This is a genomic window from Corynebacterium jeikeium (assembly GCF_000738175.1).
Classification (GTDB): Bacteria; Actinomycetota; Actinomycetes; order Mycobacteriales; family Mycobacteriaceae; genus Corynebacterium; species Corynebacterium jeikeium_C.
In genome coordinates this window covers 55839-65231 of record NZ_JFCH01000022.1, presented here as the reverse complement: position 1 = coordinate 65231, position 9393 = coordinate 55839, and the positions used below count along the sequence as shown (strand labels likewise).

Here is a 9393-nt window from a genome sequence, read left to right as displayed (position 1 = left end):
GGTCAAGTCCGGTGTAGTGGTGTAGCCGTTTGTGCTTTCGGCTCGATATGAAGTTCGGGGCTTGGTTAGGCGGTTAGCTGGTGGTGGTCGTCACGATGTTCTCCTGGGTGGTGCATGAGGTGCTTGGTGTGTTCGAGTGCGGTCAGTGACATGTAGCGTTTTTGTTGGATCCAGTCGTCGTGTTGCTCGGCTAGGACCGCACCGACAAGCCGGATGATGGATTCACGGTTTGGGAAAATGCCGACGACGTCGGTGCGCCGGCGGATCTCACGGTTTAACCGTTCTGTGGGGTTGTTTGACCACACCTTCGTCCAGACTGGTTTCGGCGCTGCGGTAAACGCCAGTACTTCATCGAGTGATTCCTCCAAATACGCCGCGACGTGAGGGAATTTCGGCTCCAGTAGGTCGACAACTTCGCGGGCTTGAGCCCAAGTGGATGTGGCGTCAGGTTGCTGGAAGATTGTCTGGAACATCGCAGAGACCATCGGCCATTGTGTTTTCGGGACCTTTTCGTAGAGGTTCTTCGCGAAATGGGTGCGGCACCGCTGCCACGACGCATTGGGCAGCACTTCGGAAATGGCGTGCTGGATGCCTTCGTGGGCATCACTTGTGATAAGGAATACCCCAGTAAGTCCGCGGGCTTTTAAGTCCTGGAAGAAGCCTTTCCACGACGCGTTGGATTCCGCGGTGGCGACGTGCATGCCGAGCATTTCGCGATACCCGTCGGCGTTGACTCCGGTGGCAAGCAGCACTGAGCATTTGACCACCCGGCCGCCTTCACGGACTTTGATCGTGAGCGCATCGCACGATAAAAAGGCGTACCCGCCGGGGTCTAGTGGGCGGTTTTTGAAGTCTGCGACCATGTCGTCGAGTTCTTCTGACATGCGTGAGACTTGCGATTTCGACATGCTGGAAATCCCAAGCGTAGCCACCAGATCATTCATCCTGCGGGTGGAAACCCCTTTAAGGTAGCACGTGGCGATCACAGTCGATAAGGCTCGTTCTGCTCGTGAGCGGCGCTCTAACAGCCAGTCTGGGAAGAACGCGCCGTGGCGCAGTTTCGGCACCGCCACGTCGATCGTGCCGACACGGGTGTCAAGGTCGCGGTGGCGATACCCGTTGCGGTGGTTGACCCGCTCGGTGGATACAACTCCGTATTCGGCGCCGCAGACGGTGTCAGCCTGGGCGGAGAGGATCTGGTTGATAAACCCTTGCAGCATCTGGCGCATCAAATCCGGAGACGCTTGGGCCAGCAAATCATCCAGATAGGTTGTCGGGTCGATAGAATACGGTGCAGCGGTCATCGTCATAGGCCTTTCGGTGAGATGTGGTAGTTGAGTCGAAAGGCTAACTGGCGGTGGCCGCCCACTACTTTCCGGGACCCACCATCAGCAAGCGTTACACCACACTAAGGGACGCAACCCCATAAATTCTGAGCCCTGCCCCCCTGTTCCGGCCCTCGGCTCCCAGTTCCGGCGGCCTAAAGCCATAGTTTCTGCGCCCTGCAGCTGGAAAATGTCGTTAGAACGGGAATCCGGGGCAAGCGGAGACCTTTTTGCGACCACGTATAGAAGGGAATGTCGTTAGAACGGGAATACGTTATTAACACTGATTTGCAATACCGCAAAAGCGCAGGTCAGGGCGTTGCAGAGTTTTGCAAGCCGTCGTGGGCGTCGGCGTATTCCCGTTCTAGCGACATTCCGGCCCAACGGAGGCTCCGCACAGCCCGAACCGGCCGACGTATTCCCGATCTAACGACATTCCGGACCACCAGGAGCCCCGAATGGCCCAGAAGCCTGCGATATGGAGGCCTAAATGTCGGAAAAGTTGCAGTTTGTTACCGCAAACCATTACCAATTTTGTAAACATGCAGGTCAGCGAGTTTTCCGAGGATCGCGTTTTCGGCGCCAATTTTAGTTTTGCAACTTTTCCGACATTTAAGCCTGAGAAGTGCAACTTTTCCGACATCTAGCGCCAATGGCAGTGGTGGCCGGACGAAACCTGAGCATCACGGCGCCACTGGCAGTGGTGGCAGATCGAAATCTGGGCATCACGGCGCCACTGGCAACGGTGGCCGGACAAAACCTGGGCATCACGGCGCCACCGGCCGCTGGAGCCAGCGGTGAAGGAACCGCCAAGCTGCGTGTTTAGTAGCTGTGCCAGATTACCTGGGCTGGGCAACGTATCCGGGAAACATCCGAGCAACGGAAAAGGCCCCACGCACAAAAACGTGGGGCCTCAACCTGCTGTTGTCTAAGTTAAGTTTTTCTGGTGCGTTATAGTCGCACGCGCATCTCAGCAGCTCAGCGGCTCAGCAGCTCAGCGGCTCTTTACACAGCTCCGGAATGTGAATGCCGCCGCGTGGTGTCTAAGCACGCGACCAGTGACGCCTAACAATAGGCAAACACTAGGCACTTGATCCGTGGTGTCTAGGCACGAATCACGCGACCTGTGGTGTCTAGGCACAGGGCGCAGAAGCTCCCGGTAATTTCAGACCAGCTGAAATATCAGCCGAGCCAAGCCCGCCGACCGAAGTATCAGCCGACCAGGGCCAGCTGAAATGCCGAGCCAAGCCGGGCGAAGTTACGCGGAAACGACCTCGAAGCTCAGGGATGCAACGATGCCGTCGTGCAGCTGAACGTCCACAGAGTAAACGCCGGTTGCCTTAACATCGCCCTTGCGCAGCTTGATGCTGTGCTTGTCCAGGGAACGACCGTTGGCCTTCTTCACTGCATCAACAATGTGATCTGCAGTGACAGAGCCGAAGATCTTGCCGGTCTCTGCAGTGCGGACCGCAACGGTCACGCCACTCAGGTTATCCAGCTCTTCCTTAACCTCGCGTGCGTGATCCAGGTCGCGAATCTGTCGTGCTTCCTGCGCGCGCTTAATTCCTTCGATCTGCTTCTCAGCGCCGCGGGTAGCAACAATTGCGTAGCCGCGCGGAAGCAGGTAGTTACGTCCGTAGCCAGCCTTGACCTCTACGATGTCGCCGGGGACACCGAGCTTGTCAACGTTGGCGGTGAGGATCAGCTTCATGATCCAGCCTTTCGTTGTGCTTTGGTTTGACCAATTATGTTCAAAAAAATTTAACGCTGACCAGCAGCTTTTAAGCTAGCCGATCAGAATGGCGGCTCGTCGTCGCCATCACCAAAACCGGACTGTGGGGCAGAGTTCCACGGGTCGTCATCCATGGCCGCATTGTGGCCACCGAAGCCCTGGTTGTTCTGTCCCTGATTACCCTGGCCACCCTGGTTACCGGCGTTCCCGCCGAAGCCACCCTGGCCACCGTTGCCACCATTACCCTGGCCGCCCTGGTTGCCGGCGTTCCCGCCGAAACCGCCCTGGCCACCGAAGCCGCCGGCATTACCGCCGCCGAAGCCTCCGCCGTTGCCACCAGCGTTTCCGCCCTGGCCACCACCACGGTATGCCTTGTTGATATCCGCGGTAGCGAAGCGCAGCGAAGGGCCGACCTCTTCCACCTCAATCTCGAAGACGGTGCGGCGCTCGCCGTTACGATCCTCGTAGGAACGCTGGCGCAGTCGGCCGGTCACGATCACGCGGTCACCCTTGTTCAGGCTGTTTGCCACGTTCTCGGCTGGTTGGCGCCACACGTTGCAGGTCAAAAACAGCGGTTCGCCGTCGACGAACTGACCAGCCTGCTGGTCGTAGCGACGGGGCGTGGAGGCCACGCGGAAGTTAGCCACTGCGGCCCCGTTGGGGGTGTAGCGCAGTTCCGGATCCGCAACGATGTTGCCGACCACGGTGATTTGGGTATCTCCCTGTGCCATGTTTCTTTCCTAACGTTGTGTGGTGACGTGTGGGCGTCAAAAAGAATAGAAGCCCAAAAAGGTTCAGTGGTTACAGTGCTTAGGTTAGTGGTTTAAAGGCGCCTGTACAGTCCGTTCGGAGCCTGCAGCTGTGAAAGCTACTGGTCCTTCCGCAGCACCTTGGTGCGCAGGATCTGGTCGTTGATGTTGAGCAGGCGGTCAATTTCCAGCACGGTAGCCGACTCACACTTCAGGTCGAGAACAACGTAGATGCCCTCGTCCTTCTTGTTGATCGGGTACTCGAGGCGACGCTTGCCCCAGATATCAACCTTTTCCACGGAACCGTTTTCCTTGCGGACAATATCCAAGTACTTGTCCAGCGACGGGGCAACGGTGCGTTCATCCTGGGAAGGGTCGATGATGATCATCATCTCGTATTGACGCACGGACCTCATCACCTCCTATGGTCTTGTGTTTCGGCCATACCCCTTTTGGGCATGGCAGGAGGGTCGTTGCGTCAGCAACTCTCTCAGCCTACCTGGTGCCCCCGCGTTTTAAGAAATGCCCCCTCGCGCCCCAAGCCGAGCCCCGCTCCCGCGCTGCGCGCCCCTACGCCGCTACGAATACTGCCAGCCCCACCGGCACGATCGTCAGGAACAAGACGGCGAAGCTGAAAAGCGTCCACACCTGCTTCTTCGACTTGCCGTACATGAAACTCGCAAAACTGCCGCCCACGCACAGGAACCCCACCAGCACACTGGCCATGGTGATGATTATGGTCGTGTTATCCATCGTTGCTCTCTTTCTTTTCGGCGCCTTTCTTATTGACGCCCACTTCTCCGCCGGAACCATTCCCGCTCTCGCGCGCGGTCTGGTTGGTTGGCGCGCCGTCCTGCACCTCAGGCGGTTCCTCGGCCAGCACTCCGGCCAACGGGTCGCGCCCTCCGTGGGCCTCGCGGATCGGGTCCGGGCTGCGGCCCATGATCTGCCGGATGACCAGCACCGCCATGAACACCAGCAACCCGAGCCGGACGATGGTCACGGTATCGACCAGCCAGTTCGGTGCCGCCTGGTTCGCAGGCAGGAACTGCCACATGCGCAGGTACCAATACACAGTCTCCAATGCCGCCCAGCCAAAGACCAATCGCCAGCGGGGGAGAGCCAGCACCAGCAGCGGCACCAGCCAGATGGAGTACTGCGGGCTCCACACCTTGTTGGTGATCATGAAGGCCAGCGTGGCCAGGAACGCCACCTGGCCGACCCGCGGAGTGCGCGGCGCTGCGAAGATGACCAGCCAGGCCAGAGCCAGAAGTGCGACCAGCAGCAGTACGCCTGTCAGCAGGTTGAGAGTTTCAGCGCCTTCGACAGACCTTGTGGGAGACACGCCGTTCCAGGCGTCATTACCCAAGAGGTGAGCGATGACGGCATAGATGGTCGAGCCTTCCCAACCGCGTTCGGAGTTCAGCTTGAAGAACTGCGACCAGCCCTCCGGCGCGAAAACCATGATCGGCAGGTTGATGATCAGCCAGCTGGCGAAAGTCCAGCCGACCAGCTTCGCCAGCGGAACCCAGGCGCGCTGGCGCAGGCACAGCAGGATCAGTGCACCGCCGATGAACGCGGGCCATAGCTTCAGCGCCACGCCCACGCCCGTGGCCACGCCAGCCCAGCCGGGGCGCCGGTTGGCCCAGAAGAGGAAGATGGCGACGGCCGCCGCGCAGGTCAGCAGGTCGAAGTTGGTGAAGGCGTGGACGATGACTAGGGGAGAGGCCGCCATCAGCAGCGTGTCCCACACTCGGTTGCCGGTGAGTTTCGTCATCAGGCCGGTGGCGATCAGCCAGAACAGGGCCAGGAAGAATGCGTTGACTCCGAAGTAGATCGCCGCGGGCGCTGCCTGCGGCAGGGGGAGGAAGTTCCACACGGCCTCCACCGGGCGCGCGATTGCGGCCATCAGCCATTGGTACAGGCCCGTGAGCACGGGGTATTCCATGTACCGCGTGACGCCATCGTCGACGAAGGAGGTGAAGTAGGGGAAGTCGAGGTTATCCAGCCCGCGGCCCGCATACAGGGAAACCGTGTCGGAGTAGCAGGCGGAGGTGAACTGGCGCTTCCCGGACCAGTCCACAAAGGGGTTGCCATCGCCGTCGAACCCGGTGCGGATGCACTGTGCCTTCTGCAGCCAACCGAATACTAGGAAGGTGGCGGCGGTGGCGAGCAGGACGCGCAAGGGAGTCCACCAGTTCGCCCGGCCGATAAGGGCGTGGGCGCCGGGTGGGCCGCCGATGAAGCGGATGAATCCGCGGGCCATCGGCTCTGTGCGGGAGGGCAGCACGCGCTGGCCCGCGCCCCGGCTCGTGGCCGAACCCGTGGCCGGACTCCCGGCGGTCGGTTTCCTATGGGTTGAGGATTCCATCGATTAGGTCTTGTAGGTCATTGTTCTGCGGCGGGTTGCCACCTCCCGGAGCCGGGCGCTGCGGCTCGGGCTGCGGCGCGGGCGCCGGCGGTGAAGCCGGTTCCGGAGACTCCGGCTCCGCCGGCTGCTCCTGCGCACCCTCGTCGCTTCCCTGGGCAGCTTCGCCGCCGACGTAGCCACCGCCGCCGGAAGCCGCTGGGCCGGTACCGAACTGCTCGACCTCCTTGCCTTCCAGCTGACGATCCAGCACGCCCTTCCAGATCTGGGCGGGCAGGCCGGAGCCGTACATGATGCCGCCGTAGCTGTTATGAATCGGTTTGCCCTCGGCGGTACCAACCCACACTGCGGTGGACAGCTGCGGGGTGGAGCCAATCATCCAGGCGTCCTTATTTTCGCCAGTATCACCCAGCTGCGCCGTACCGGTCTTTGAAGCCGACGGACGGCCACCGGCCAGCGTGTTGCCATTGGAGTAGGCCGCGATGGGCTGCATTGCCTGGATCACGCCGTTGGCGACTTCCTCGGAAACCACGCGGTCACCGTCGTCGTTGGTGTTATCCAGCAGCACGTCGCCGTTGGAGTTCTCCACCTTCTGCACGAAGTGCGGGCGGTGGTAGACGCCACCGTTGGTCAGGGTGGCCAGCGCGGTAGCCATATCCAGCGGGCTGGACTGGTACATACCCAGAGTGATGCCCTCTGCCGGCTTGCCGTTTGCCTCCTGCAGCGTCTTGCCCACGCCCGGCAGTTCCTCGGCCACTCCCAGGCGGTGCGCCATGTCAGCGACGTCCTGCGGGCCGCCCTTCAACGACTGGGTCAGGCGGATGAAGCTGGTGTTCAGCGACTGCTTCAGCGCTTCGGCGATGCTACATGTGCCACAGCTGACGCCGCCGACGTTATTCACCTGCGCGTCACCGGTCATGACGGGGGAGGAGTCGAACTGGTCGTAAATGCTGCCGCCCTGGTCAAGGTATGCGGCCAGCGCAAAAATCTTGAACGTAGAACCGGTCTGCAGGCCTCCTCCGGCGAAGTCGAAGCCCACTGGGTTATCGCCGCCGTACCAGGAGCGCACGCCACCGGTCTTCGGATCCACCGAGACCACGGCCGTACGCAGGCCTTCCTGCTGGCCTTCGAGCTTCTTGTGGACCTCATCCACCGCGTCGGCCTGCATCTTTGCGTCGATGGTGGTGGTGATCTTCAGGCCACCCGTGTTCACCTGTTCCTCGGTGATGCCCGCGCGCTCAAGCTCCTCGATCACCTTGGTCTTGATCAAACCGTTGGTTCCCACGGCCTGGGTGCTCTCCGCGGTTTCCGCCGGGTCCTTCACGTCCGGGTACGCGGCGTTCCGCCGGTCCGATTCCTTCATCGCGTCGATGCTGACCATGCCGTCCAGTACATAGTTCCAGCGTGCTTCTGCACGCTCGCGGTTGGTCCACGGATCCAGGCCAGAGGGCGCCTGGATGGTCGCGGCCAGCACCGCGCCTTCCTCCGGGGTGAGGTCCTTGACGTCCTTGTCGAAGTAGGCGTGAGAGGCCGCGCTGATGCCGTAGGCATTGCGGCCGAAGTAAATGGTGTTCAGGTAGGCCTCGAGGATCTCGTCCTTCGACCATTCGCGGGCCATCTTCGCGGAGATAACCAGCTCCTTGGCCTTACGGCTCAGGCTAAACTCGTCGCCGACCAGCGCGTTCTTCACGTACTGCTGGGTAATGGTCGAGCCACCACCGGCACCCTCGCGGCCCAGCACCTGGCCGACCGCCGCGCGGGCGAAGCCGGAGACGGAGAAGCCGGGGTTACTGTAGAACTCGCGGTCCTCAGCAGCCAGCACGGCCTGGCGGACCGGCATCGGCACCTCGTCAATCTTGACGTTCTGGCGGTTGCCTTCCGGCGGCACGATGCGCGCCAGCTCGGTGTCGTTATCGCTGGCCATAATGTAGGAGATCTGATTGTTCACCAGCTCTTCCGGCTCCGGCACCTTCGTCACCGAATACGCCGTAAAGAACGCCACCAGCGGCACAATGATCAGCACCGCCATGACGGCCGCCAGCCCCGCGAAGAAGTTTCGCAGGGTGCGCTTATCGCGCCAGCTGCGCTTCTTGCGCGTCCTTGCCTTCAGCTTTCCATCGCCCACGGAGCGGGATCCATTCTTTTTCACGCGAGTCTGTGGTCCATTCTGATTGGGCCCATTCTTGCTGGGGCCGTTGTTCTGCGGCCTCTTTCTTTGTGACGCCGCCGCCCCCGCCGCTGCAGCCCCAGCTCCCGCTGCGGCTCCGGCCCGGCGGGAACCTCCGGACTTCACCGGCTTGGTGCCGCGACCCTGCGCTGGCTTGCCCTGTGCGGGCTTGCCATGCGCCGGGCGCCCCTTAGCCGGACGACCCTTCACTGCGCGCCCCTGGGCAGCCTGACCCTGTGCAGGACGACCCTGTGCAGGACGTCCCTGGGCACTGCGGCGCTTACCTGGCTGAGCACCCTGACCCTGCGCAGGTTTGCCGTTTGCAGCCCGGCGCTTGCCCGGCTGGCTAGGCTTACCCGACTGGCCCGGTGCTGGGCGCCCCTGCGCAGGCTTGCCGTTTTTAGCCCGACGCTTGCCAGACTGAGCACCCTGACCTTGGCCAGGCCTACCCGGTTGCCCCGGCTTCCGCTGTCCGCCACGGCCAGCACCGGAATTTCCGGCACCACCGCGGGAGAACGGGTTCTTGGACGGCTTGTCGCTACTCAACTAGACGAGTCTCCTGATTGTCGATCGTGATTCCGATCAGCTCTTCTCGGATCAAGTGATTCCATCTACACTTCATGCACACTTCAACGGTGTGTATCGAGAACTCAGCATCCTGCTGCGCATTCACTAGCGCATCAATAACACCATTGATCTCTCTTACACTACGCGCTGTACCCGACTTTTCACCTAATACGTCGCCGTGAATCCACTGCGTTTCCCTTAAATCATGCCTTCCGCACACCGGACACGGACGGTCGACTGCCTGACCTAGAACCTCCGCGGACGAAAGGAGCCGCGGGGTGGCGTCACCAACAAAGCGCCCGACCCCACGCACCTGAGACAGAGTGCGACGGCGATCGAGTGACCTATCAATAACCCTTCGCGAAATCGACACACCCACATTCTAAACACGGCTCGGACAACCCCCACCGCGCGCGAGCTTAATCGATACACCCGCCCGGCTTGATCGGTAAACCTGCCGACGAGGAGCGGTTTTCACCAGCCCA

The 9393-nt window shown here is 61.3% G+C and carries 9 protein-coding genes; 1 reads left to right on the top strand and 8 read right to left on the bottom strand.

Going from position 1 to position 9393, the window contains the following annotated elements:
* Positions 1 to 65: 65 nt before the first annotated feature.
* Entirely contained in the window at positions 66 to 1304 is a 1239-nt protein-coding gene (locus tag JQ46_RS02545) for an IS256-like element IS3506 family transposase (protein WP_192817224.1), read from the bottom strand.
* 724 nt (positions 1305 to 2028) lie between these two features.
* Between JQ46_RS02545 and JQ46_RS11550 the strand changes: the two genes are divergently transcribed.
* Positions 2029 to 2151, top strand: coding sequence for a hypothetical protein (locus JQ46_RS11550; RefSeq protein WP_272944692.1), 123 nt, complete (start codon positions 2029 to 2031; stop codon positions 2149 to 2151).
* A gap of 432 nt (positions 2152 to 2583) precedes the next feature.
* On the opposite strand, the gene rplI is transcribed toward JQ46_RS11550, so the two are convergent.
* The 7 genes from rplI to JQ46_RS11315 all read right to left on the bottom strand — a co-directional run bounded on the left by rplI (position 2584) and on the right by JQ46_RS11315 (position 9221).
* Positions 2584 to 3036 (bottom strand): 50S ribosomal protein L9, encoded by a 453-nt coding sequence (gene rplI, locus JQ46_RS02540; RefSeq protein ID WP_034985178.1) that lies wholly within the window; start codon positions 3034 to 3036, stop codon positions 2584 to 2586.
* An 83-nt stretch (positions 3037 to 3119) separates the two neighbouring features.
* Positions 3120 to 3788, bottom strand: a complete 669-nt coding sequence (locus tag JQ46_RS02535; protein ID WP_034985177.1) for a single-stranded DNA-binding protein — start codon at positions 3786 to 3788, stop codon at positions 3120 to 3122.
* A 137-nt stretch (positions 3789 to 3925) separates the two neighbouring features.
* A complete protein-coding gene (rpsF, locus tag JQ46_RS02530) occupies positions 3926 to 4213 on the bottom strand; it encodes a 30S ribosomal protein S6 (protein WP_011274321.1) in 288 nt (95 codons plus the stop codon).
* Positions 4214 to 4376: 163 nt separating this feature from the next.
* The gene (locus JQ46_RS02525) at positions 4377 to 4559 is read right to left on the bottom strand and encodes a hypothetical protein (RefSeq protein WP_034985176.1); all 183 of its coding nucleotides are present in this window, start codon (positions 4557 to 4559) and stop codon (positions 4377 to 4379) included.
* On the bottom strand, positions 4552 to 6177 hold the full coding sequence (locus JQ46_RS02520) for a glycosyltransferase family 87 protein (protein WP_034985174.1): 1626 nt from the start codon (positions 6175 to 6177) through the stop codon (positions 4552 to 4554). The genes JQ46_RS02525 and JQ46_RS02520 overlap by 8 nt, the downstream gene beginning before the upstream one ends.
* Positions 6158 to 8887 carry a transglycosylase domain-containing protein gene (locus JQ46_RS02515; RefSeq protein WP_034985172.1) on the bottom strand — a complete coding sequence of 910 codons (2730 nt, stop codon included), beginning with the start codon at positions 8885 to 8887 and terminating at the stop codon, positions 6158 to 6160. Before JQ46_RS02515 ends, JQ46_RS02520 begins: the two co-directional genes overlap by 20 nt.
* Positions 8880 to 9221: a DUF5318 family protein gene (locus tag JQ46_RS11315; RefSeq protein ID WP_237744682.1), complete on the bottom strand. Its 342-nt coding sequence runs from the start codon at positions 9219 to 9221 to the stop codon at positions 8880 to 8882. Before JQ46_RS11315 ends, JQ46_RS02515 begins: the two co-directional genes overlap by 8 nt.
* Between the last annotated feature and the right edge of the window lie 172 nt (positions 9222 to 9393).